Genomic DNA, 23,468 nt, shown 5'->3' on the forward strand with positions numbered 1-23,468 from the left:
TTTCCCACCCAGCGGGTCCGAGGGGATTTGAACCCCTGACCGCCTGGTTAAAAGCCAGACGCTCTACCTAGCTGAGCTACGGACCCATAAAGTAGCTCGCTATATTATTTATTGAAATATAAACCATTCGGTATTGATTGATATTACTAAATAGTATTTTTACTTTTTCTATTCGATATCTTAATATTTGTTATGAATATTTAAGTTCATGAAAGTTAATATAAACGGCGAGACAAAAACAGTGCTGGCAGTATGGTACGAGGACAATAAGGTAAAGCTCATAGATCAGAGAAAGATACCTGACGAGATATCAATTATAGAATTGAAAAACAGCAATGATGTTTACAATGCCATAAGGGACATGGCGGTTCGCGGGGCACCGGCAATAGGCGTAACAGCGGCCTATGGCCTTGCAATGGCAAAAAAGAACAATGAGGACATGGAAAAGGCTGTTGAGCTAATAAGGAGCTCCAGGCCAACTGCATACGATCTTTTCAAGGCAATAGACTACATGAAGAAGAATAACTTTTCAGAGAGCGCCGCAAGGAGGTATGCACTTGAAATAACTGAAAGATCAAAGAAGATAGGCGAGTATGGAAATGAATTAATAAAGAACGGTGACAGGATACTTACGCACTGCAACGCTGGAGCGCTTGCGGTTGTTGACTGGGGAACGGCAATAGCACCCATGAGGATTGCAAAGGACTCTGGAAAGAATATCTTTGTCTACGTTGATGAGACCAGGCCCAGGCTTCAGGGTGCAAGGCTAACGGCATGGGAGCTTGCACAGGAGGGAATAGACCATTCAATAATAGCCGACAACGCTGCAGGCTACTTTATGAAGAAGAAGGATGTTAATCTTGTTATAGTAGGGGCTGATAGAATAGCAGCAAACGGTGACTTTGCAAACAAGATAGGAACATATGAAAAGGCCGTGCTTGCAAAGGTAAATAACATACCATTTTACGTTGCTGCACCTGGAAGCACCTTTGATTTTAATATAAAAAGTGGTGATGAGATACCAATAGAGGAAAGGGATGAAAACGAGGTTTTATCAATAAACGGGAAAAACATAGGCCCTTCTCAGAGCCATGCAAGGAATCCGGCGTTTGATGTAACACCAAACGAGTACGTTACTGCGTTTATAACAGAGTACGGTATATTTAAGCCGAACGAGCTTGAAAAATTAAGATCATTAATATCAAAGGATCTATTCATGAGATAAATATTCGTCTATTTTTGATAACGATTCGTCTTTTTTCTCTTTTAATTCATTTAAAAGTCTTGAGATCATCTCTGAAGCCTCGTTCTTGCATGCACCGCACATCCTCACGCCCCCGCGACATTCCTCGTAAACCCTTTGAACATTTTTATCATCCTTGTCATGGTATAAATATAATTCATAAACCGGGCACCTTTCAGGATTTCCACCATAGATCTTTTGATCCTCTATGGTTTTCCTGCCTCCTGTGAGCGATGATTTTATCTTTCTTCTTGCATCGCTTTCATCGTCGTTCAATGATATCAATGAATCCGGGACATGCGATGACATCTTGCCACCCTTTAGGCCTGTTTCAAGCTTCTGGAACGTTGCAGATGGGGCTATAAAGTCAAGATCATTGTATTTTGATTCAAGAAGTGATAATTTTAGATCAATCTCTATTTTATCATTTTCGGTTGAGTTTTTCAGCTCGATGGTCCTGTAATCATAATTATATGAAGCATCATAATTATTTAGTAATGACACCGCATCATCTATGAATTTCCTTGAGTCCATTGTGCCCTTTATTGATATTAGAACGTAGCCATCCTTTATGGAAACGCTGTATACCCTTAGTCGGGATGCAAGATCGCGCATCAATCTTATATGAGGATCCTGATCAACACCAACAGGTACTATCGTTGGCCTTGGGCCGCCGAATTTTTTTAACTGCGAGTGAAGAACATCCGCCGCCTGTATTAATGGTGAGTTTACATGAAGCATTGATGATGAATCATTTAAACCGTATATTGCCTTTAACTCGGTCATGTTTGTCTCGTTTGATAGTATAAATGCAAGCCTCTGGGTGTCTTTATCCTCAGATTGAAAGTATATCCTGCATGGTTTTAATCCAAGGGAAATATAATTAACAATGTAATTGTTTATTGCTATCTCCCTTGCCCTTTCAAAGCCGATATTTCTTGTTGCGTATGATTCAAGATCGGCAACGGATATAAAAACATCGGCACCAAGGCCTTGAAAGAATATTATCTGGTCTATTGTTATCTTATTGCCAAGATGCATGGCACCCGAGGGCATTAATCCGGTAACGGCATTGAACTTAATCCTGTTTTTTATTGCATATTCTATATAATCTATGGATCTCTGCCCAAAGATTAAATGCCTCCTGAATAGATAATGATCAAAAAAATTATCAGGAGCTGATATGCCAAATTCCTTCATAAGCTTTTCATAATCAAAGTACTGATTTGAACCCCATGGATCTATCATGAGAGTTAATCAAAAATTGGTTAATTAAGATAACGACAACGAATCATGCTTCCCATCCCCTCGCGGAAGACAGTACCACATGAAACACATCGGGCTTCACCGTCGGGTTCGGAATGGGACCTGGTATTTCCCCGATGTTATGGTCGTCGTCTAAACTAAATTACATTATAATATTTAAATATTTCTGTTTTTTAGCCCCGATTCCAGGGCCTTTATGAGCCCTGATATCTTATTTATATACTCATCACCCAGGCTGAAAATTGATTTTAAATATTCTGGTTCAACATAAAGAACGTTTACACCATCTTTTTCATAGATTAGTATTCTGAGCGGCAGCTCTATGCCGGATCTTGGGTTATCAATCATTAGATGGGTTCCAAGAACAGGCGAGCCAAATACTATAAGGTATTCATTGTTTAATTCCATGTTTACAGATTCCGCATTCTTTTTATGATCTACCTCGCAGAAGATTGTTACATTGTTTTTATTTAAAAAATCCTTTATTTTTATTAAAGTTTCATTGAAATCATATGACGATTTAAACTCCGAGAACATATAAAAATAATTAGAATCTATTATTTATTTTTTTATTCCATGCAGCAGCTCATCATTGATACGTCACGTATAAACGACTGCGCCGTGATCTTTAATGATTCGGACACCGTTGGAAATACATGCATTGCCTCTATGAAATCACTGTATTTACCATGGTTTTTTATTATATTATATGCTTCAGGTATGAACTCTGCGGCGTATGGTGCAAATATTTGTACACCGAGAACATGATCCTCATCGTCTGTGAGCATCTTAACAAGGCCATCCTCCATTAAAATGTTTGATTTGACAACATTTTTTAGATAAAGAACGCGCTTTTTGTATTTTTTTAATTCCCTTTCAGTGTAGCCAGCAGATGCCACGTTAGGTTCTGTGAAAACGGCCCATGGAACATTGATAAGATCTATGGATCTATCAAGGCCAAGTATGTTCTCAACGGCAATGACGCCCTCCCTGCCTGCAAGCGTTTCAAGCTGAAATCTTTGATCGACGCAGTCTCCTGCTGCGTATATCATCTTATTCGATGTCCTTAGATGGTCATCGACTATTATTCCATTTTTATAATCAACGGATGCTGCTTCAAGGTTAATATCTATGTTTGGAACCCTTGAAGTGGCAGCGAGTATTTTATCAAAGCCAGAATATTTTCTATCTGATATTACATAATCATGATCGGCCTCCTTTATATCACCGAAGATGAATTTTACACCGAGGCCTTTCATATGATCGATAAGCATTTTATTTATATCACTGTCAAAGTTCTTTAAAACGTGATTGGATCTGTTAAATACATAAACATCAGAACCGAAATTTGAGAATGCATATGCCATCTCCATGGCAACAGCACCGGAACCTATTATTGCAAGCCTTTTTGGTATTTCGTCCAGGGACCATAGATCATCGCTTGTTATGTAATTTTTTATATTTTCCGGTATATAAGGCCTTGAACCTGTTGCTATTATAAAATTCGTTGCCCTTATTTTAATGTTGTTTACCATTACCTCGTTTTTTGAAATAAATGAGGCCTTGCCCCTGTATAAATCAATATTATGAAAATTTTTTATAACGTTTGTATACTTGTTCTCCCTTGATTTTAAAACGAACGATCTTAAAGACGACATTAATTCATGAAAATTTACACCTGCACTGGATGATATTCCAGGATATCTCGGTTTTAATGCATGATTATACTCCTTTGATGCCTCTATTAAATATTTCGATGGAACGCATCCAACGTTAACGCAGGTGCCGCCAAGATCACCATTGCCTATCAATGCTATCCTCATTCCATTGTATGTTAGCTCGCTTGCCCTTATTGCGGCTGCAAAACCGGCAGCACCCCAGCCTATTATGCCAAGATCGTAATCATTCATCTTTTATCTCCCTTACCTGTGCCTTGTACCTTCCACTGAAAACTTCCAGGGACGGAATCTTATAAGGATCAATGCTATCATCGATTTCCAGGCTTGCGTTTCCATCAATTGAAACTTTAACGTTTTTTCCAACCTGTTCAAGGCCCTTCTTTACATGCAAAACACAGTCATCACAGGTCATGCCATAAACCTTTAATGTTACCTTCATCTTGGTCACCAATTTAGTATTAAATAATTTTATAAATATTATAAAGTAAAAAAAAGTTTACCTATGCAGATTAAATAATAAAGAATGGTTGTCTTTGACAATTTCATGCATATAAGACCATCTGGATGTTTCATTAAGGCTGCGTTGAGATTTAAAATGGCTGGTGGAACGGCACTTAACCTTGTTAATTTCCCGGAACATTATTTATGCAGTAATTATTACGAAAAATTATACAATGAAACAATAAAAACCGGAAAAATGATAGAAGAACACCTTAATGTCATCATAACGCTTGGGCCATATCCGCTGGATTACATATACTTTAAAAATTCTGGAAAAGACCCTTTAAAAGAGATGGTCAATGGTATCGATCTTGCAGTAAAAATTATAAAGGATGGCCATGCTGATGCCCTTGGTGAGATAGGCACACCGCATTTTAATGTCGATGATGATTTTTACAATGTTTGTTTAAAGGTTCTTGATTATGCGCTTGAGGCGTCCAGGGATAACAAAATACCATTAATAATACACAGCGAGGATTTTAACTGCAACGGTTATAAAAATCTTGAGGATAAAATAAAAAGGCTTGGGGATATTAATATAACGGTTAAACACCATGCAAACCCAAATGACATAGGCTGCAATGACTATTTGTATAAATCAATAATAGCCTCCAGGTCAGGAATAAGAAATGCAATAAATTATAAAAAACCGTTCATGATAGAGACAGATTACGTTGACGATAAATCAAAACCAGGTAAGGTGATACCGCCGGAATCTGTACCATTAAGGGCAAGGATGATAAGAAATTCCTATGATAACCATGATGAAATATTAAACATGATCTTTTCCGAGGTACCATACAAAATTTATAAAAAGGATTTTTTTATTGATTAGCAAACTTTTTAATGATATTAAAGATCATTTTCCATGGACAGGGAAAAGTACGATGAGATCATTGAAAATCTCAAGGCCCAGATACTATCCGAGAGAAATTCAAGCAGGATAAATAAGATAGATTCAAACTTTTACAGCGAGATAAGATCGATTAAAATGCAGCTCCAGGAGGAGCAGAAAAAGAACATGCAGGATATAACATTATACATGGATATAACAGGACTCTACGATGAATTGAAAAAGCTTTTTCACTCATTTTATGAATTAAGATTCTCAAAGATTGCAAAGTTTGCCGTTTACGATATACAGGACGATATATACAATTTAACGCCAGAGGAGAAAACATTCTATGAAAATCTGAAAAGGGAGATGAACATATATTTTAAGGAGATCTTTGATGGTGAGAAACCGAAGGAAGAGGAAAAAGTTGAGGAAAAAATAGAGGTAAATGAGGTAAATAATATTGAAGGCGATGCTGAAATAGGCAGCGAGGCCATCGATAATGAATACATTATATTAAGAATTACCGAAAACCAGCCCCCAATAGCACAGCCAGAGAGGAATTATTACCTTCATAAAAATGATGTTGTTTACCTTAGAAAGGGCCTTGCCGATATCTTAATAAAAAGGAATGCCGCTGTGAAAATAAATATTTAATATTCTATTTTGCATCTCTAACCATGGAAAAGATCTGCGATGTTTCAGGATGCAATGAGGAGAGATTCAAAACAGTGCCTGCTGATCTTGCAAGGAAGGCGTTCTCACTTAAAAGTGACAAAACAAAGGTTCATCTCTGCAAGGCCCATTACAAGGAATATAAAAAGAAGACAAAGCAGGATAGGGATATAGAAAAAATGGGATGGGAGTAATCCTTGGAGGGCATCTCAATAGTCACAACAGTTAAAAATGAGGAGAGACATATAAAGGATTTTATAGAATCGATAGCGGTCCAGGAGGGACCGTTCGAGCTTATAATAGTTGACAGCATGAGCTCTGATAATACATTAAAGATAATAAATGAGCTCATGGAGAGGTACGATTTTATAAGATTAATAAGAATGAAGTCTACAAGGGGCGCTGGCAGAAACATAGGTGCAAGGAATTCGATTTATAATTACATTGCATTTATAGATGGTGATGCCATTGCGGATAAAAACTGGCTTAAATCAATAAGAAGGCATCTGTCATATGATTTAATAGCGGGTGAAACCGTGACCCGTGGAAGGTACAGGCTGGACCGCGTTAAAATATATTATAAGGGCTTCGAGGTGACAAGGCCATCAGCCAATCTTATTTATAAAAAGGATTTGTTTTTTAGAATAAATGGTTTTGATGAGAATTTTATAACGGCAGAGGATATAGATCTTAACATAAGGGCCATTGATGCCGGTGCAAGATATACATTATGCCAGGACTGCATTGTTTATAATCTGTCCAGGGATGATATAAAAGGATTCATAAAACAGGCCTTCTGGAACGGCTATGGCAGGCTTCAGTTAAAAAGAAAACATAAAAACATGAAGTTTGGATATAAAGGCGAGATAAAAAATATTTTTAGACCATACTATTTTATAAGGAATTTTTTTGGCGCCATCGGGTACATCTATGCAATTATGAAAAATTAACTTTTGGAAAAATTTTAATTCATTCTTGTGTTATTAGTTTATGAATTACTGGGAGTCTAAGATAGATGAGATAGAAAGATCACTAAAAACAGGTGATAAATATAAAAAATGGAGGGGTGATGTCCTCGATCCATGGAATAAAAAAACAAATTATAATGAAAGGGAATACTATAACTCATCAAGAATAAAGATTAAGGAGCTTTACGATAGGGATGACCTTCCATCGAACATTGACGATATTCTTGGCTATCCCGGGGTTTATCCATACACCCGGGGTATCTATCCAAACATGTACCGTGGAAAGCTCTGGACGATGAGGATGTTCTCGGGCTTTGGAACTCCTGAGGAGACGAACAGAAGATTGAAATATTTAATAGAAAATGGAGAGACAGGATTGAGCATTGCATTCGACATGCCAACGCTATATGGTTTTGACTGCGACAATGAAAGATCACACGGCGAGGTTGGCAAGTGCGGTGTAAATGTATCATCATTGTACGATATGGAAAGGATCTTCGACGGCATAGACCTTTCAAGGGTAAGCACATCAATGACCATAAATGCACCTGCTGCCGTTTTGACTGCAATGTACTTTGCACTTGCCAAAAAGCAGGGTCATCCACTTGAAAAGATCTCCGGAACCGTCCAGGCCGATATATTAAAGGAGTACATAGCACAGAAGGAATGGATCTATCCACCTGAGGCGCATTTAAGATTAATAAAGGATATGATGGTCTTCTGTACAAAGAACGCACCGAAATGGAATTATATAAGCGTCTCTGGATACCATATAAGGGAGGCTGGCTCCGATGCTGTGCAGGAGCTTGCATTCACACTTGCCGACGGGTTTTATTACATAGATCTTGGCATAAATGCAGGTTTAAACGTTGATGATTTTGCACCGAGAATATCATTCTTTTTTAATTCATCAATAGATTTCTTTGAGGAGATCGCCAAGTTCAGGGCTGCAAGGCGCATATGGGCCACTGTTTTAAAGGAGAAATACAATGCAAGGAATCCAAGAAGCATGATGTTAAGGTTCCATACACAGACTTCAGGTTATACATTAACATGGCAGCAGCCCCTGAACAATATTATAAGAACAACTGTTGAGGCAATGGCTGCAATACTTGGTGGAACGCAGAGCCTGCATACAAATTCATACGACGAGGCCTGGGCACTACCGTCAGATGAGGCTGTCAAGGTTGCATTAAGAACGCAGCAGATACTTGCCGAGGAAACAGGCATAGCAAATACAATAGACCCCCTTGGAGGTTCATATTACATTGAGAGGTTAACATCTGAAATGGAGGAAAGGGCATACAAATATTTAAATGAAATAGAGAGGATGGGTGGCATATTAAATGCAATAAAGTCAGGATATATACAAAGGGAGATCGCTGAAACATCATATAAGAGGCAGATGCGCCTTGAAAACCTTGAGGACGTCATGGTCGGTGTCAACAAATACATAGAAAAGGACGAAAGACCAATAAACACGTTAAAAATAACAGAGGAATCTGAAATTGAGCAGATAAATAAATTCCATGAGTTAAAGAAAAGAAGGGATATAAATAAGGTAAAAAGATCCCTGGAAAACCTTAGAAAGGCCATGGAGGGTGATGAAAACACAATGCCATATATAATTGATGCAGTTGAGGATTATGCAACCCTTGAGGAGATATCAAATATTGGGAGGGAGGTCTTTGGAGAATGGAAGGAACCAAAAATACTTTGAAAGGCCAATAAAGGTGCTTCTCGCAAAACCGGCAATAGATGGCCACGACCGTGGCATCTTTGTGCTTGCAAATGCATTTAGAAACGCAGGCATGGAAGTACTATATCCAGGGCTGCTGCCAACACCTGAAGAGGTCGTTGACATAGCAATAAACGAGGATGTTGATGTCATAGCCCTAAGTCTGTTAAACGGCGCCCACATGACCGCATTTAAGAGGGTTGCCGATCTTTTAAGGGAAAGGGGAATAGATGACATAGCAATCGTTGGTGGCGGCATAATACCTGATGAGGACAAGCCAAAGCTTGAGGCCATGGGAATAACAGGCAACTACGGCCCTGGAACGCCATTAAAGGTAATAATAGAACATGTAAGGAAGAGGGCCATGGAGGCAAGGGAGAAGAGATGGAAGCATGTATCTGGATCAGATAATAGCAGGTCTTAAATCCGGTGACAGAAGATCAATAGCAAGATGCATATCAATAATGGAGAACGGCGATGACGATGATAGAAGATATATAATAGAAAGGATATTTAATCTTGGCAATGCAAGGATAATAGGCATAACAGGCCCGCCCGGTGTTGGCAAGAGCACAATAATAGGAAGGCTCGCGCCAATGCTGAATAATAAGGCTGTTACCTCAGTACTGGCAATTGATCCTTCAAGCCCATTTTCAGGCGGTTCAATACTTGGAAACAGGATAAGAATGCAGGAATCACTTTCAAAGTATGGAATATACATGAGAAGCACAGCAAACAGAATGTATGAGGGTGGGCTTTCAGAATACACCTGGGATATAATAAAGGTTCTTGAGGCATCAGGTAGCAGAAATATAATTATAGAAACCGTTGGATCCGGACAGGCAGATCTTGATATAATGAACTATGCAGATATAACACTGGTTGTGCTATCACCTGGCCTTGGTGACGAGATACAGGCATTAAAATCTGGTTTAATGGAGATAGGCGACATCTTTGTTTTGAACAAGATGGATCTTGAGGGCTCTTACCTTGCAATGAAGGAAATAATGAATGTATTATCAATAAAGGATAACAGGCCGCCGGTTATAGGAATAAATTCAATAACAGGCGAGGGCTATAATGAACTATTATCAGAGATTGAAAAAATAAAAAAGAACAATAAGAATCTAAGATACAAAAGAAAGCTTAAACAGGTTATAATATCGGATCTTTACAAAAGGTACTCATCGATTATAGAGAACATGGTTATAGATTATAATATTGATCCGTACAGCCTTGCCAATGATATAATAAAGATAGAATGATAGCTCCGGGCAGATTCGAACTGCCGTCGACTGGTCCAGAGCCAGTAATGCTTGGCCGCTACACCACGGAGCTGCAAATACTATATACTAATTAGATATATTTGTTTTATGTTTATTCTTGGTAATAAATTAAAATTATCGGTTTTTGGATCATCACACGGTAAATACGTTGGCGGCTCCATCGATGGTCTTCCTGCAGGAATAAGCATTGATTATGATTATTCAAGGAAGTGGCTTGACAGAAGGAAACCGGCACAGAGCGAGATAACAACACAGAGAAAGGAGGACGATGATGTTGAGATCATAGCCGGGATTCATAATGGCTACACTGATGGATCGCCCCTGGTATTTTTAACAAAAAATAGAGATTACATAGACAGGCATTACGATGATCTTTATTACAATCCAAGACCGGGGCACGCAGATCTAACAATGTACTATAAATACGGGGATTACAGAAACTTTGAGGGTGGTGGCTTCTTCTCTGGCAGAATGACGCTGCCGCTGGTATTTGCAGGTTCAATAGCCATGAGGATGCTGAGGGACATGAACATAACTGTTGTTTCGTATATAAAAAAATCCATGGATATAGTTTACAATAATGATGATGACTTCGATGAGGATTATCCATACAATTTCTCAACAAGGATTCCTGATAAGTATCTTGATGAAAGACTGCATGCATTAATAATGAAAACAATAAAGGAAGGCGACAGCCTTGGTGCTGTTATAAGAACAAGGATAAACAACGTTCCGCCAGGCATAGGCGAGCCATTCTTTGATTCAATAGAATCAAATATATCCAAGGCCATGTTTTCCATACCGGCTGTAAAGGGCATAGCCTTTGGCGCCGGTTTTAACCTTTCAAATATGAAGGGGTCTGAATCAAACGATGAGTTCTATTACGACGAAAAAGATAAGAGAATAAAGACCAGGACAAACAATGCCGGCGGCATTTTAGGAGGCATAAGCAATGGCATGCCCATAGAGTTCGATGTCGTTGTAAAGCCCGCATCATCAATAAGGATAAAGCAGAAAACTGTGAATCTAAAAACACTTGACGTGAGCGAGATTATTGTAAAGGGCAGGCATGACCCATTTATAGCATTCAGGGCGGTTCCGGTTGTTCAGTGCATGTCCGCATTTATAATCCTTGATTTTATTCTAGAGGAGCAGCATGAAAAACATTAAATATTTAAATGCCAGAATTGACGTTATTATTGATAGCAATAAAACCACGGCTATTGAGTACTTTGCACGCTTCAGTGATGAGATGACCGTATTTATCAATATCTGGAATGAGTTTTCCTCACCCATCCTGACCTTTACATAGGATGTGCCCATGCCCATCTCAACGAGTTCTATATCATTTATCGATTTTTTTACAGCCTCTGCTATTGCATCTGCCACCTGCTGTGGATCCTTTGCGCCAAGTGGATTTACATCAAGATTGCTGGCATTTGCAAGATGGTTATCCGTTGTATAGATCTCAACATCGAAGTCAAATTTTGATCTTACCAGATTCATTGCCTCCTCTGTTATATTATTTGAATCTGTTAAAACAATACTCTGGTAGTTATCCGTCTTTAATGTTATGGCCTGTATACCAAGTGGGCCAAGGCTTTCTATATTACTTTTAACGGAGCCAAAGCCTATCATGGCATCGTATTTTGTTTCCATGCTTTTAAACAGCCTCTGTGCACTGTTTAAAAACATTGAAAGGTCGTTTAATTCCGGTGCATTCCTGGTAAAGCAGTTCTGTGCATCGATAACGGCAAAGTCCTCTGAAACGTTTTTCATTGCCTTTATTAGTTTTAAACCCTCCTTTAATGATATATCATCGAATTTTTTCTCGTCCGGTATAATTGCAGATAAACCATAGTTTCCAAATCTAAACATGGACATTGAATATCCATTGATTCTTAACTTTTCAATCTTTGATATCCTTGATGAATAATTAATCTTCTTCAATGATGATTTTACTGCACCGGCAATGTTTTTTATATCTTCCTTTCCGCAGCAATTGTTGCTATTCGTTGTTGCGGTGTGAAACACCATTATATTTTCAAGGCCAAGCTCAGCACTCAGCTTGTAAGGCAGATTGCTTGAGCACAGATTGCCGTATGGCCCTGGATGAACGTATGGAAACACCATTAAAACCTTTGTTTTGCCGTTTGACCTTATATCGACGGTTTTTACCGGTATCTCGCGGATTTTGTTATAAACCTTGCTGAAAAAGTTGTCAGCTACTGCGCCTATCTGTGATCTGCTTATAAAGAAGTTTATAAGCTCTGCAGGCTTTGATTTGTATCTCTTATAAAAGTTGCTTGTGCTGAACCTTATAAAGAAGATGGCAAATGCAACGTATATTAATGATGATATTATAAATGGTATGAAGTAAACAACCTTTAGGTATTTATAATAAAATATCAATGATATTATTATAAATGAAAACGTGTAGCTCATTGATGATATGACAAGGCTTAATGATCTATTCGGGAAGTATATATAAAGTATTAAAAATCTAAAGAATGCAGCAAATGAGATTGCAAGCATTGTCATGTATAATATATTAATGCCTATAACAAAGTTTAAAAGATATGCAGCGTAGAAGAATAAATTCGATATAAAAAATGATGCAAAGTCAAAGTATATTAATCTGTATACCGGGAACTGGCTTCTTGATATTTTTATAAAGATATAATCAAGAAAGTTTAATAATATATATGACGGCAGCAAGACAATGGCAACAAAGTATGCATTTCCAAGTATTAAATAATCTATCAATAATAATATGAAGGCAGGTACTATAAAGTAATACCATTCAGGCGAATGCCTTATATATTTTGACAGACCTGCCAGAGTCCTGTTCTTTTCCACGGGCTTTAATACCTTTTAAAGATATAAATGTATCTTAATAAAACTTTAAAATATCTTTTATTATGTCATCGCCTGTAAGAGAGCCCTCGGCATTCATTATATTAATGAAAACTTTGTGTGATAAAGATGACATTGATTTTATAAGGCTTTTATCATTCATCAATTTTATTATATTCTCCTTAAAATCTTTTAGATCGGAAACAATGACCGCTTCTTTTATATTATACTGCTCATAACCATTTAATCCGGTCTCGGTTGTTATTACCGGAAGGCCATGGGATAGATAATCAAGAATCTTTAAATTTCTTCCTGAGCCGGATGGTACGGGATTTATTGCAAATAATGCATTGCACAGTATTTTATCCTTTTCCTCCTCTGGAAGCATGCCGAGAAGCTTTAAATTACGCCTTTTGTTTTTTAATTTATGCGATGACACGCTGCCTATTATGTAAAAATCCATGTTAATATCACCTGCAATATCGTTTATAAACTCAAGTGCCCTTATGTTTGGCTCGTACATTGAGCCTATAAAGACGATATAATTGCTGTTTATTCCATTATATTTAAATTCCCCTGACAATGTCAATGGAACATAGTAAATCTTCTTTTTATCAACGCTGTAAATGTTAACAAAATTGTCAATGTCCCTTCTTGATAATGATATAACAATATCTGACTTTTTCAGTATTTCATGCTCTATGCCTTTTACATAGTTTTGATAAATATTGTTCTGCCTTAAAAGGTATTCAACGTTATGTGCATCGTAGATGATTACCTTGTTGTTTAGATAATCCTTAAAAAGACGGTACTGCCATGGGCCCTCGAAGACTATGATTTTATTTTTTTCTATTTCATTTAATGCATCGTTGAAATACTTTTTCCTTAGATACCTGCCCTGCGATAATAATATTTCAAATGATCTGTTTCCCCTTAAATATGACATGGCCATTAATAAATAATCATGGTACTGTGCCGCCCTGTCATTGCTTTTATCAAGGTATGATAAACCTCCTATGGACATTATCTTACTATTGCTGAACAGCGAGTAGCACCTCTTTGAGTATGCGCTTGAGTATTCCGGTATCACCTTTCCGTGGCACAGCTGAAGTATCATATTTCAAGTGAGTTATACTCTTCTGGTATGTAAATATTCCTTGATTTTATCTCGTTTAATGATAAATCCGATAGATGCATTGGAACAAGCATGGCCGAGCCGCTCCTTTTAAGGGCCTCAATGGCCTGTGAGACTGTTGAATGGCCATGCAATGCAGCCTCATTTTCCATGCCTGATGGATAGGTTGCCTCATGCATTAAAACATCTGATTTGTATGCGCCGTTTATAATCTCATCTGACAATGATGTATCTCCTGAGAAGAACAATGTTTTATCCATTTCAATTCTATATCCATAATCAGGTGCCGGATGTTTTCCATTGAACCTTTCTATGCCATCAAATTTATCCAAAACCTTAAAATTGTAGAAATTCTCCGGACTGTAATATAATTTTAAAAGCTTTTTTATCGAGTCCTCAATATTCTCAGGACCGATAATTAATAATGGATCGCAATTTGACATTGATCTGTGCCATATTAATTCAATCAGGCCTGAAAAATGGTCAAGATGCATGTGTGTTATTAATACAGGGTTTATATCGCATGGATTTACATCCATTTCAAGAAGGGCCTCTACTGTATGCGGACCGCAGTCCACAAGGATGTTTTTGTTTATCAATATCGATGAGTTTCTCTTTCCCCTTTTTAGCCTGGCGCTCCATGTACCAATAAAATCTATGTGCATGCATGAATAATAAAGATAATTAAAAAAATATTTGCATTTTTTAACTATATCTTGTTTTCTATGTAATAATTAATAATCTTTTTAAGGCTCTTTCTTAATATCTCTGAAAGCGATGCTGTTGATATATTAAGATCCCTTGCTATTTCTGTAAGCGACTGATTCCTATCATTGTTAAAATATCCACGCTTATATATTTCAATTATGATCTCCTTTTCACGGTCTGTTAAATTGTCATTTTCATTTTCTGACATGTCTATTATAGAATAATCAATGTTTTTTGATCTTAATTCATTTTCCAGCCTTTTTAGTTCAGCAATATCTGGAAGAATTATATTATATATGATATTTTCTGATGATAATGATTTTGTTCCTGTTATTACATCGTCAAACTTGCCTATTACAGAGCATGAGCTGCAGCAACCTGATTTTGCCCATATAACACGCCTGCCTGATATAAAAACATCTGATACAGCTTTTAATTTAATTGCAGTTTCCCTTGTCTTATCAGAATTTATTATAATTCTATGTATTGTTTGAATTCCGTCTATTTTAACCCGCTCAATGGATGCACCAGGACATTGATTGTAAATATAATTTGTGACCTCGCAGTCATCGCGCCTGATCTGAATGGCCACCCTGACACCGGTTTTTAAATTCATTAAATAAAAATGTTAATTTAAATAAAAAATTATTGATTATCTTTTTCATATGAATAATTATTGTATTTCGAGCGGTACCAGACTGCGGTCATAACGATAGTAACTATGACAAAGAAGCCTGTTATTGCAACAGAGTATCCATCTGGATCATAGCCATTGTATGTTCCCGATGTAAGCGCCGCGGTTATTATAATAATACCGGTCATGAATATTATAAATGCCTTTATTCCGGACTCTGATCTTCTTTCAGGCTCATTTTTCTCTCTTGATTTTTCCTCTGATTCTATTACATCCATTTTAATCAACCCTCCTGTATATTATATGCGATACCATTAAAAGAAAGACCATGACAACGACGAAGAACTCGAGGCTGCTCACGGCCATCTGAAGATCGCCGCTCAGTATATGCCCTGAGGCACAGCCATCGGCCATCCTTGCGCCAAGCAGCATTAAGAATGCACCGGAGAATGCACCTGCAGCCCTTTTAATCTGGCTGTTTCCAAATCTTTTCCTCCATGATGGCGGTATAACATTGTTAAATGACTGAAACCTCCTTGTAAAGAATATCGATGCCAGAAAAGCGCCAAACAGTGTTCCTATATCACTGAATGGCTCCCAGCCTATTGTATGAACAACAAGCGTGCTGTATTTCCAGTAACCTGCGGGAAGCCAGATCTTTGCAACAATCCATGAATATGTCGTTGATTCACCAAAGATCTGGTGCAAGAACATCTCAAGAACGACTGTTAATCCTATTATTATGCCAACGGACATCATGACAACGCCGAAGAGCTTTGATGATACAGTCCAGTGGTAATTAACCTTTTCAGGCAGGTTGTTTTTCCCAAGAGGCATTGATGATCCTTCCAGGAGCATTGCTGCAGTCTCGGCGTATTCTTTTTCCTCCTCAGTGGACATTCTATAGTTTTTATGCAACGATGTGTATGCACAGCTCTTTCCATTCTTGTACCTTGGAAGTGTATATGCTATTGTAAACATTATTATGGCCCAGACTATTGCTATTCCGAAGCCAACTCCAAGGTTTGTATCAACTGTTCCGCCGAAGTAGATCTCACCAAAGTTAAGATATGAAACAAGCCACTGTCCGAATGATGTTTGGTATATCAAGGTCCATGATGCCGCCCCAAGAAGGCCGCCAAGAACCGCGTATAATGCGTCACGCCTGCCCTCTCCAAGTGCCATCCATATTGTTCCTGGAACGTATCCTGAAATGGCTATGCCTGTACCAAAGATTGCGCCGCCAAGGGCAACACCAACTATATAATCAGGCTTTATGCCCCAGTGGAATGCAACGCCTGCAAATGATAAACCATAGAGTGCTATTGCACCCGCACCTATTGCAATGGCTATGCAGCCCACAAAGAGCCTGTCCTTCCAGCGGCCCAGCCTTATAAGCACCTCGGGGTTTGATATGCCCCAGGCTTCGGCAAGGCCGCCTATTATTATACCTATGAACAGACCAATCCATTCATATGCTGTTACACCTATCATTCTCTCATCCTTTAAGCATATGAAAATTAAATTTATGTATTTTAATTAATATCCTTATATGTTAGGATAAATATTAAATAAAAAATATTTATAAAATAGTATATCTATAATTATATTTTTATTAATATATTGCATCTTGGAATTTAAAAAATAAATTAATATAATGTAGCAAAAAATTTTAACAAGATTTATATCTTTTAAATGAATGTTTGAAAATATGATGGATTTAAGCTCACTTAGGCATGGTGACGAGCTCATAAAGCGCGGTTTTGCAAAGATGACAAAGGGCGGCGTTATAATGGATGTCACAACTGCCGAGCAGGCAAGGATAGCGGAAAAGGCCGGTGCAGTTGCGGTAATGGCCCTTGAGAGGGTGCCGGCAGACATAAGGGCAAATGGCGGCGTTGCCAGGATGGCAGATCCATTAAAAATAAAGGAGATAATCGATGCAGTATCGATACCTGTTATGGCAAAGGTTAGAATAGGCCATATCAGCGAGGCATATGTTCTTGAATCACTTGGCGTTGACATGCTTGATGAATCAGAGGTTTTGACACCGGCGGATCCATTCTTCCATATAAATAAAAAAATTTATAAAGTGCCTGTTGTCTGCGGTGCCAGGACTTTTCCAGAGGCGGTCCGCAGGATCTTTGAGGGGGCGGCCATGATAAGGACGAAGGGCGAGGCCGGCACAGGAAACATAATAGAGGCCATGAGGCATATAAGAAAGGTAAACGACGGAATAAACGTTTTGTTAAGATTAAATGAATCAGACATGAAAAAGGTTGCGGAAAACATAGCATCATCCTATTTTATATTAAGAAAGGAAACATCAAAAGAGCTCTTTGGTTACGATAACTTCCCGGACATGGATGATTTATACTATGGCATGGATTCAGATAAAATAATAAATGGAATATTAAAAACATTGAAGGAGATAAAGAAATACAAGAGATTACCTGTCGTGAACTTTGCGGCCGGTGGTGTTGCAACGCCAAGCGATGCTGCGCTAATGATGAAGATGGGCCTTGACGGCGTTTTCGTTGGCTCTGGAATCTTTAAATCAAAGGATCCTGCAAGAATGGCGTCTGCGATAGTTGAGGCAGCAGAGAACTACGAGGATTACAAGACAATAGCAGATGTTTCATCAGGGCTTCAGGGCATGGAGGGCCTTGAGATAGATAATATTGAGAGGCTCCAGGAGAGGGGATGGTGATAAACGAATTTAATATTTTATATGCAAGCATAATATTAATAGCACTTTTTATAGTTTCGCGGATATTCAACGTTTTTGATTTAAAGGGAAGTATCTCTGCGCTCTTTGTAGGCTATGTGATTGCAATAGCAGGCTCATTGTACTGGCTTATACTAATGATCGTTTTTGCAATGACATCGTACATTGCAACAAGGTTTAAAATAAAGGAAAAAACAAGGAACGGCCTCCAGGAAGGTAAGAACGGAGAGAGAAAAACATCGAATGTGATGTACGCCGCCATGATAGGTTTAATAATAGCGCTTTTCAATGTGTCAAAACTTGGCAGCTTCAATTACTTTGAGCTGTTTGCAATATCATTTGCAACAGTGAATTCTGACACGTTTGCATCAGAGCTGGGCGTTTTTGACAAAAACGTTTTTTTAATAACAAATTTTAAAAGGGTAAGGCCCGGAACAAACGGTGGCATTTCCCTGCTTGGCGAGTCCTCCGCGCTTTTTGGCTCGTTTATAATTGGATTAACATACAGCTTATTAATGTATCGTGCCTTCTTTGTATATCCCGTTCTGGTTATAACACTGCTTGGCTTCCTTGGCTGCCAGGTGGATTCAATACTTGGATCGCTTCTTGAGAACCGTGGAAGGATGTCCAAGGGCCAGGTTAATTTAACGGCAACATTGATATCTGTTGTTGCCGGAGTGGCAATTTTAATGTAGATTTAAAAAGATTAATAATTATTGTAAACATAAAGAGTTATGGAAATCATCGTTCTTGTGAAACAGATGATAGATCTTGACCAGATAAAAATAGATAGCAGTGGCAGACCCATCACTGAGAATATACCATATAAAACAGAGATATTAAGCAAGAATGCAATAGAGGCAGCGGTTCAGCTCAAGGAAAAATACGGCGGCCATGTGGTATCAATAACGTTAGGCAATGAAAAGGCAGGCCAGGTTGTAAAAGAAGCTCTTGCAATGGGCGTTGATGAATCGTATATAATAACAGGCTATGATCACAGTGATCCACTGGCAACCGGGAAGGTTCTTGCATCAAAGATAAAATCCATGAATTATGATGTTATAATACTTGGAAACCAGTCCGCTGATTCATACACGGGACTTCTTCCGGGCATATTAAGTGGATTATTAAATATAAATATTATAAGCAATGCAATTTCAATAGAGATTGATAATAATAAGGTAAAGGTAACATCCGCCCAGGGTGTTAACTATCTTGAGGAGACGAACATGCCTGTAATAATATCCGTTGCACAGGAGATTAACACGCCAAGGCTGCCAACGATAATGCAGATCATGGCCGCATCAAAGAAAAAAATTAATATTGAGGAGTCAAAACCAGAATACAATGATATAAAAATCTTATCAAACCTGGCACCAAAGAGCGAGCGCAAAAAGATAATATACAAGGATGATAATGGCATAGATGAAATAGCAAAGGTTTTAAAGGGGGTCTCAAGATGAAATCATTGATTATATCAGACGATGTTGAAATATCATGTGAGCTGCTTACATATCTAAGGGATAAAATGGATCTTGATTTAATCTCAATAAAAAATGATGAGGTGCTTTACTACGGTGCGGGTAATGTTTACTTCTTTGATGATCCATTAGAGAATGAAATTTCAAAGAGGGCCCTTGAGATTTCCAAGGATTATGATTATATCTTTGCATCATCCACAGTTCTTGGAAGGAGCGTTGCCGGATATCTTTCTGCAGCAATGAATAAAATCGCAATACCTGAAATAATATCAATAGAGTTCAATGATACTGTTAAAACCAGGAGGTACTTCTACGGTGGTAAAACAATACTTGAGGAGGAATCAGATGCACGTATATTCACCGTTCAAAAGGGCATCTCTGATAAAAAGAGACTTGATAATAAAAGCAGGGAACAGGATCTAAAAAACGATGGAAATGTTAATATAATTGACAGAACCGAGAACAGGGGATCCTCGTCGAACATAGAGAATGCAAGGATTATTGTTTCAGTGGGCCGCGGCCTGTCAAAAAAGGAGGATATAAATATTGTAGAACCGCTTGCAAGGGTATTGAATGCGGAGATTGCAGGATCAAGGCCATTATGTCTTGATCTAAAATGGCTCCCGGAGGACAGGCAGGTCGGCATCTCAGGAAAGAAGGTAAGACCTGACGTTTACATAGCAATAGGAATCTCAGGTCAGATACAGCACATAGCCGGCATGCGTGATTCAAAGATTGTAATTGCAATAAACAAGGATGAAAATGCGCCGATATTCGATGAGTGTGATTACGGCATCGTTGGCGATTTATACAGGATTGTCCCTGAGCTTGTTAAAAAACTTTCCTGATTTTTTCGACAATTTTTAATGTTTATTACGTAAATTTAATATATAGTTTAATGTTAAATACTATAATGAGTGAGACATTACCAACAGATGAGAGATACAATACCTCTTTTAGCAGGTATCTTGATGAGTACAGGAGATCCATTGAGAACACAGAGGAGTTCTGGAATGAAAAATCAAAAATAATAGAATGGTTCAGGGACTACGACAGGGTTCTGGATGATTCAAAAAAGCCCTTTTTTAGATGGTTTGTCAATGGAAAAACAAACGTTTCATACAACTGCCTTGACAGGCATATAAAGACCGATAAAAGAAACAAGGTTGCATACATATGGGTCTCAGAATCAGGAAATGAAAAGATAGTAACATACTACGGTTTATACAGAAGGGTCAATGCCCTTGCAAGGGGACTTTTAAACATGGGCCTTAGAAGGGGCGATCACGTTACAATATACATGCCAATGATACTTGAGGCTCCGGTTGCAATGCTTGCATGTGCCAGAATAGGTGTTGTGTTCAACGTTGTTTTCTCTGGCTTTGGCGCTGAGGCACTTGCAGAGAGAATAAAGGATTCAAGATCAAAGATGGTTATAACAGCTGATGGTGCATGGCGCCGTGGAAAGATCGTTGAGTTAAAAAGCATAGTTGACAGGGCACTTGAGTTAACCGAGAACGTTGAGAGCGTAATAGTTGTGAAAAATACAAACAATGAGATAAACATGGAATCAGAGCGCGATTTCTATTACAATGATATTATAGAGGACGGCTACGTTGAACCTGAAAAGATGGATTCAAACGATCCGTTGTTTATATTATACACATCGGGAACAACAGGAAAGCCAAAGGGCATAGTCCATGGCAACGGCGGTTACCCTGTATGGATATCAAACACAATGAAATGGGCCTTTGATCCAAAGGACGAGGATAGATACTGGTGCGCCGCGGATATTGGCTGGATAACCGGGCACAGCTATATTGTCTTTGCGCCGCTGCTCCTTGGAGTAACATCAATAATGTACGAGGGCGCAATAGATTATCCAAAGCCGGATCGTGTCTGGGATATAATAGAAAGGTACGGTGTTAACATATTATACACATCCCCAACGGCCATAAGATTGTTAATGAAGTACGGAGATAAGTATCCAAATTCACATGATCTGAGCTCATTAAAAACGCTTGGAACGGTTGGTGAGCCAATAAACCCGGCTGCATGGCACTGGTTCTATGAGGTAATAGGAAAATCAAGGTGTCCAATAATAGATACCTACTGGCAGACCGAGACCGGTGGATTCACAATAGCACCTGCGCTTGGACTTGGACTTCCTGATTTAAAACCGGGCTCTGCAACATTTCCGCTGCCTGGAATAGATCCTGTGATACTCGATGACAATGGAAGAGAGGTAAAGAGAAACGAGAAGGGATACATTGTTTTAAGAAGGCCATGGCCCGGTTTAATGCTAACAGTGAACAACGACGATAAAAGGTACATAGAAACCTATTTTTCAAAGTTTAAGGATATGTACTTAATGGGCGACTACGCGGTAAAGGACGATGATGGCTACATATGGCTGCTTGGCCGTGCTGACGAGGTATTAAAGGTCTCAGGGCATAGAATAGGAACAATAGAAATAGAGGATGCACTTGTATCGATGAAGGAGATAGCCGAGGCAGCTGTGTTCGGAAAACCTGATACAATAAAGGGCGATACAATAATAGCATTTGTAACATTAAAGGAGGGCTATGAAAAGAGTCCTGACCTGATAGATTATTTTAAAAGGAAGATCAGGGAAGAGCTTGGACCAATCATGGTTCCTGAGGAGATACATATAGTCGATTCACTGCCAAAGACAAGATCAGGAAAGATCATGAGGCGTGTTATAAAGGCTGTTTATCTGGACCAGCTCCCAGGAGATATCACAACGCTTGAAAACGAGGCATCTGTAGACGAGATAAAAAGGGCCGTTGAGGAATTAAAAAGGTACACAGGTGATTAAATGGACATAAACAATGCATTAAAGGCTGACCCGGCACCGCTTGGCCTTGCAGGCTTTGGATTAACAACGTTTTTATTAAGCTTTGTCAACGCAGGAATACTATCAGGAAGCGCCGTGAACGTTGTCATGCCACTGGCCTTTGCATACGGTGGCTTTGCACAGCTTTTAACAGGGGCCTTTGAGATGCGCCGTGGAAATACCTTTGGCTTCACGGCGTTTACAAGCTATGGCTCTTTCTGGTTCTTCTATGCATTTTTAGTAATATTTAATGATTTAAAGATAATAAGCATACCTGGAAAGGCCCTTGGAATAGCATTAATACTCTGGGGTCTTTTCACGCTTTACATGTGGTCTGGAACCTTCAGGCTAAACCTTGCACTGTTTTTAACCTTTCTGTTCCTGTGGCTTGCCTTTATTGTCCTGGGCTTTGGATCATACTATTCAATAATCGAATTAACAAGACTTGGCGGCATCTTTGGATTCCTGACGGCCTTCTTTGCCGTTTACACAAGCTTTGGAATAGTAAATAACTCATTAAAGCCAGGAACAATACCGCTTGGCCCGGCCATTCTAAAATAGTTTACCAATATTTTTTATTATAAACAGTGCATCGAGAATTGATCCTGGGCTTTCAAATATTATATGTTTTAATGGATTTTTATATGGATCAAAGAGATCGACATGCACCTCGTATCTATCAATGAACTCGACAGCATGTATTCCAAGATTTGAATTTTCAATGCTTAATCTATAATCTGCTATCTGGCCCTTTATCTCACCTATTGATCTTTTAAATGGCAGCTCATCCTGCGGTGACGGAAATGGCTTTTTTATTAATATGTTTCCATCAATCAATACAATAGCGCATATCTTATCCCACATAAAAATGGATTTAT

At 38.5% G+C, this 23,468-nt stretch carries 26 protein-coding genes, 2 tRNA genes and 1 rRNA gene; 15 read left to right on the plus strand and 14 right to left on the minus strand.

All coding sequences use genetic code 11. The features are described 5' to 3' along the window. Positions 1–12: 12 nt before the first annotated feature. Positions 13–86: transfer RNA gene (locus B8780_RS07710), tRNA-Lys, on the minus strand. A gap of 122 nt (positions 87–208) precedes the next feature. On the opposite strand from B8780_RS07710, the gene mtnA reads away from it, so the two are divergent. Further along, complete coding sequence (gene mtnA / locus B8780_RS07715) at positions 209–1,225, plus strand: S-methyl-5-thioribose-1-phosphate isomerase (protein WP_011177062.1); 1,017 nt, start codon at positions 209–211, stop codon at positions 1,223–1,225. Here the strand turns inward: mtnA and B8780_RS07720 are convergent. From B8780_RS07720 to B8780_RS07740, 5 genes are all read right to left on the minus strand, one after another. Further along, positions 1,211–2,491 (minus strand): tryptophan--tRNA ligase, encoded by a 1,281-nt coding sequence (locus B8780_RS07720; RefSeq protein ID WP_084273262.1) that lies wholly within the window; start codon positions 2,489–2,491, stop codon positions 1,211–1,213. The two genes, mtnA and B8780_RS07720, sit on opposite strands and share 15 nt — an antisense overlap. A gap of 30 nt (positions 2,492–2,521) precedes the next feature. Then, positions 2,522–2,642, minus strand: a 5S ribosomal RNA gene (gene rrf / locus B8780_RS07725). 23 nt (positions 2,643–2,665) lie between these two features. Continuing rightward, entirely contained in the window at positions 2,666–3,046 is a 381-nt protein-coding gene (locus B8780_RS07730; RefSeq protein WP_084273263.1) for a DUF302 domain-containing protein, read from the minus strand. Between the two features lie 32 nt (positions 3,047–3,078). Beyond that, complete coding sequence (locus tag B8780_RS07735; RefSeq protein ID WP_084273264.1) at positions 3,079–4,419, minus strand: FAD-dependent oxidoreductase; 1,341 nt, start codon at positions 4,417–4,419, stop codon at positions 3,079–3,081. After that, a complete protein-coding gene (locus tag B8780_RS07740) occupies positions 4,412–4,627 on the minus strand; it encodes a heavy-metal-associated domain-containing protein (protein WP_048059421.1) in 216 nt (71 codons plus the stop codon). The genes B8780_RS07735 and B8780_RS07740 overlap by 8 nt, the downstream gene beginning before the upstream one ends. 84 nt (positions 4,628–4,711) lie before the next feature. Between B8780_RS07740 and B8780_RS07745 the strand changes: the two genes are divergently transcribed. Genes B8780_RS07745 through B8780_RS07775 form a run of 7 tightly spaced genes read left to right on the plus strand, consistent with a single transcriptional unit; the run spans position 4,712 to position 10,170 of the window. Continuing rightward, positions 4,712–5,524 (plus strand): TatD family hydrolase, encoded by an 813-nt coding sequence (locus B8780_RS07745; protein ID WP_084273265.1) that lies wholly within the window; start codon positions 4,712–4,714, stop codon positions 5,522–5,524. 33 nt (positions 5,525–5,557) lie between these two features. Then, entirely contained in the window at positions 5,558–6,181 is a 624-nt protein-coding gene (locus tag B8780_RS07750; RefSeq protein WP_084273266.1) for a hypothetical protein, read from the plus strand. A gap of 23 nt (positions 6,182–6,204) precedes the next feature. Then, positions 6,205–6,393: a hypothetical protein gene (locus tag B8780_RS07755; protein WP_011177068.1), complete on the plus strand. Its 189-nt coding sequence runs from the start codon at positions 6,205–6,207 to the stop codon at positions 6,391–6,393. Positions 6,394–6,396: 3 nt separating this feature from the next. Next, positions 6,397–7,149: a glycosyltransferase gene (locus tag B8780_RS07760; RefSeq protein ID WP_011177069.1), complete on the plus strand. Its 753-nt coding sequence runs from the start codon at positions 6,397–6,399 to the stop codon at positions 7,147–7,149. 40 nt (positions 7,150–7,189) lie between these two features. Further along, positions 7,190–8,887 (plus strand): acyl-CoA mutase large subunit family protein, encoded by a 1,698-nt coding sequence (locus B8780_RS07765; RefSeq protein WP_084273267.1) that lies wholly within the window; start codon positions 7,190–7,192, stop codon positions 8,885–8,887. Beyond that, entirely contained in the window at positions 8,856–9,329 is a 474-nt protein-coding gene (locus tag B8780_RS07770; RefSeq protein WP_236719425.1) for a cobalamin B12-binding domain-containing protein, read from the plus strand. Before B8780_RS07765 ends, B8780_RS07770 begins: the two co-directional genes overlap by 32 nt. After that, positions 9,298–10,170 carry an ArgK/MeaB family GTPase gene (locus tag B8780_RS07775; protein WP_011177072.1) on the plus strand — a complete coding sequence of 291 codons (873 nt, stop codon included), beginning with the start codon at positions 9,298–9,300 and terminating at the stop codon, positions 10,168–10,170. The genes B8780_RS07770 and B8780_RS07775 overlap by 32 nt, the downstream gene beginning before the upstream one ends. Here B8780_RS07775 and B8780_RS07780 read toward each other — a convergent pair. Further along, positions 10,171–10,243 (minus strand) — tRNA-Gln (locus B8780_RS07780). 35 nt (positions 10,244–10,278) lie between these two features. On the opposite strand from B8780_RS07780, the gene aroC reads away from it, so the two are divergent. Further along, positions 10,279–11,361 carry a chorismate synthase gene (gene aroC, locus B8780_RS07785; protein ID WP_011177073.1) on the plus strand — a complete coding sequence of 361 codons (1,083 nt, stop codon included), beginning with the start codon at positions 10,279–10,281 and terminating at the stop codon, positions 11,359–11,361. On the opposite strand, the gene B8780_RS07790 is transcribed toward aroC, so the two are convergent. From B8780_RS07790 to B8780_RS07815, 6 genes are read right to left on the minus strand one after another with little or no spacing between them, the layout of a single operon-like run. Continuing rightward, positions 11,335–13,050: a DUF2070 family protein gene (locus tag B8780_RS07790; protein WP_084273268.1), complete on the minus strand. Its 1,716-nt coding sequence runs from the start codon at positions 13,048–13,050 to the stop codon at positions 11,335–11,337. The two genes, aroC and B8780_RS07790, sit on opposite strands and share 27 nt — an antisense overlap. A 34-nt stretch (positions 13,051–13,084) precedes the next feature. Continuing rightward, positions 13,085–14,164, minus strand: coding sequence for a glycosyltransferase (locus B8780_RS07795; RefSeq protein WP_084273269.1), 1,080 nt, complete (start codon positions 14,162–14,164; stop codon positions 13,085–13,087). After that, the gene (locus B8780_RS07800; RefSeq protein WP_084273270.1) at positions 14,161–14,847 is read right to left on the minus strand and encodes an MBL fold metallo-hydrolase; all 687 of its coding nucleotides are present in this window, start codon (positions 14,845–14,847) and stop codon (positions 14,161–14,163) included. The genes B8780_RS07795 and B8780_RS07800 overlap by 4 nt, the downstream gene beginning before the upstream one ends. A 44-nt stretch (positions 14,848–14,891) precedes the next feature. After that, a complete protein-coding gene (locus tag B8780_RS07805; RefSeq protein WP_084273271.1) occupies positions 14,892–15,506 on the minus strand; it encodes a helix-turn-helix domain-containing protein in 615 nt (204 codons plus the stop codon). 29 nt (positions 15,507–15,535) lie between these two features. Beyond that, on the minus strand, positions 15,536–15,802 hold the full coding sequence (locus B8780_RS07810) for a hypothetical protein (protein ID WP_084273272.1): 267 nt from the start codon (positions 15,800–15,802) through the stop codon (positions 15,536–15,538). A 1-nt stretch (position 15,803) separates the two neighbouring features. Next, positions 15,804–17,018, minus strand: a complete 1,215-nt coding sequence (locus B8780_RS07815; RefSeq protein ID WP_084273273.1) for a YeeE/YedE thiosulfate transporter family protein — start codon at positions 17,016–17,018, stop codon at positions 15,804–15,806. 220 nt (positions 17,019–17,238) lie between these two features. Between B8780_RS07815 and pdxS the strand changes: the two genes are divergently transcribed. The 6 genes from pdxS (at position 17,239) to B8780_RS07845 (ending at position 23,151) form a co-directional block, all read left to right on the plus strand. Continuing rightward, positions 17,239–18,234 (plus strand): pyridoxal 5'-phosphate synthase lyase subunit PdxS, encoded by a 996-nt coding sequence (gene pdxS / locus B8780_RS07820; protein ID WP_394335505.1) that lies wholly within the window; start codon positions 17,239–17,241, stop codon positions 18,232–18,234. After that, positions 18,228–18,947, plus strand: coding sequence for a DUF92 domain-containing protein (locus B8780_RS07825; protein ID WP_011177081.1), 720 nt, complete (start codon positions 18,228–18,230; stop codon positions 18,945–18,947). Before pdxS ends, B8780_RS07825 begins: the two co-directional genes overlap by 7 nt. Positions 18,948–18,986: 39 nt before the next feature. After that, on the plus strand, positions 18,987–19,715 hold the full coding sequence (locus tag B8780_RS07830; RefSeq protein ID WP_236719427.1) for an adenine nucleotide alpha hydrolase family protein: 729 nt from the start codon (positions 18,987–18,989) through the stop codon (positions 19,713–19,715). Beyond that, entirely contained in the window at positions 19,712–20,581 is an 870-nt protein-coding gene (locus B8780_RS07835; protein WP_011177083.1) for an electron transfer flavoprotein subunit alpha/FixB family protein, read from the plus strand. Before B8780_RS07830 ends, B8780_RS07835 begins: the two co-directional genes overlap by 4 nt. 65 nt (positions 20,582–20,646) lie before the next feature. Beyond that, the gene (acs, locus tag B8780_RS07840) at positions 20,647–22,572 is read left to right on the plus strand and encodes an acetate--CoA ligase (protein WP_084273275.1); all 1,926 of its coding nucleotides are present in this window, start codon (positions 20,647–20,649) and stop codon (positions 22,570–22,572) included. Further along, positions 22,573–23,151, plus strand: a complete 579-nt coding sequence (locus B8780_RS07845; RefSeq protein ID WP_084273276.1) for an acetate uptake transporter — start codon at positions 22,573–22,575, stop codon at positions 23,149–23,151. Here B8780_RS07845 and B8780_RS07850 read toward each other — a convergent pair. Then, positions 23,143–23,454, minus strand: coding sequence for a hypothetical protein (locus B8780_RS07850; RefSeq protein WP_011177086.1), 312 nt, complete (start codon positions 23,452–23,454; stop codon positions 23,143–23,145). The two genes, B8780_RS07845 and B8780_RS07850, sit on opposite strands and share 9 nt — an antisense overlap. Positions 23,455–23,468 lie beyond the last annotated feature (14 nt).

The sequence above is a fragment of the Picrophilus oshimae DSM 9789 genome, assembly GCF_900176435.1.
Classification (GTDB): Archaea; Thermoplasmatota; Thermoplasmata; order Thermoplasmatales; family Thermoplasmataceae; genus Picrophilus; species Picrophilus oshimae.